This is a genomic window from Flavobacterium sp. UBA4854 (genome assembly GCF_002399805.1).
Lineage (GTDB): Bacteria > Bacteroidota > Bacteroidia > Flavobacteriales > Flavobacteriaceae > Flavobacterium > Flavobacterium ginsengisoli.
Genome location: NZ_DHEI01000064.1, coordinates 43,200 through 44,810, shown reverse-complemented (window position 1 = coordinate 44,810; position 1,611 = coordinate 43,200). Strand labels below are relative to the sequence as shown.

At 32.7% G+C, this 1,611-nt stretch carries 2 protein-coding genes; both read right to left on the bottom strand.

Annotated features, from left to right (window positions below; translation table 11 throughout):
- Positions 1–138: 138 nt before the first annotated feature.
- Entirely contained in the window at positions 139–1,323 is a 1,185-nt protein-coding gene (locus B3J44_RS09280) for a DUF4249 domain-containing protein (protein WP_286967991.1), read from the bottom strand.
- 9 nt (positions 1,324–1,332) lie between these two features.
- Positions 1,333–1,611: hypothetical protein (locus tag B3J44_RS09275; protein WP_286967989.1), on the bottom strand; the 279-nt coding region annotated here is incomplete at its 5' end.

Genomic DNA, 1,611 nt, shown 5'->3' with positions numbered 1-1,611 from the left:
TAACGGATATGCCTCTGTACAACTATAAAAAACGATTGTAAGAAGAAATAAAAGGATTATATTTTTTATAAAATGAAATTTCATTGTTTTTGATTTTTTTAAGCAGATTAAAATTTTTTAAATCAAAGAATCCTTTAGTTAGTCTACCCAAAAGGTTGGTTTTATATTGGATGCAATTTTTGTACAGTCTCCGCATGGAGCATCAACCCAATATGTTTCAAGAGATTTGATTCCATCTCCTGAATAATAAGTTATTATTCCTCGAGGCAAATCATCTAAATAATGACAGCAATGTGTACAAGGAACAGGGTTATAAGCTTCTTTTTCATAACAAAATTGTGTACAATCTACAGCATAAGGAGGAGGAAATTTACCTGGAAATAAATCCGCATAATTAAAATAAATTCGCTCAGTCGATACGGAGCATACATCAAAATATCCAGATATTTTACTGTCGCCATTAATTGATCTCAAATTACCTAACAAAAGACCGGGCTGAGTAGGAGAAGTAATAGTTCCTCCTGAGACAGCTGTTTTGTTTAATGTATTGTAATAATTGTACGCTGCTAGACTTTCTACATATTGCTTAACTAAAATACTGTATCGGGTCGTAATAATATAATCTTGGTCACTAATAAAGCGAATTCGATAATCTACGCGATCTTCTTTCAGTTTATTTGTATTTAAAAGCATAAATCCGATGCTTTTGTTAGAACCATAGCAAACCTTAGTGTCTACAGAATTTGGTTCAAAGGTTGGCCCGCCATTCCATACAAGTTTTGTTGGCAGCCATTTTGGCGCAACAACCTTGTAGGTTTCCTCGTATTCAAATCTATAATAGGTCGATGTAGCTGTAGGGTCAAAACTGTTTACACGAATACCAACACCATTAATATCATCCTTTTGTTCAATCGCAGCTACTACACTTTGGATAGGTGTTATAGTGGTAAGGATTTCTGGCGATGAAGCAAAAGATCTTCCGTCTTTGGTGTTAATGTGTAACTGGTATTTGGTATTAGGAACAGCTTGAAACTCTATATCTGAAACGTATTTATCTGAATTTTCGCTGAAATTGTATTTATTGCCAGCATCGTCAGTAATAAAAACTTCTGCTCCACTTTCTGGAAGATAATTTTCATCTTCGAACCTTGCAGATTTGGTAAGTTTTACTTCTTGGTTTTTGAGCTCGTTCGTTAGATTGGCTTCAACAATCAGTACATCTTCAAATCTATTGGTTACCAATGGATATGCTTCTGTACAGCCATTAATTACAATAGCAGTAACAAGTAAAATAATAATCTTATATAGATTGTGATTTTTCATTTACTCGTATTAGAATTTGAAGTTATACGTAATACTTGGTACTGGTATTGAGAAAATAGATGTTTTATAACCTTTTACTTTTCCATTTGGATCTGTTACGAAATAAATAGAATACGGATTGTTTCTTCCTAGAACGTTGTAAATAGAAATATTCCAGAAACTATGTGCTAGCTTTTTAATTTTATGGTTTCCTTCAATGTTAACTCCAATATCTAAACGAATATAATCTGGAATTCTATAAGCATTTCTATCACTATACAAAGTATATTCTGAGTTTCCGTAATGGAA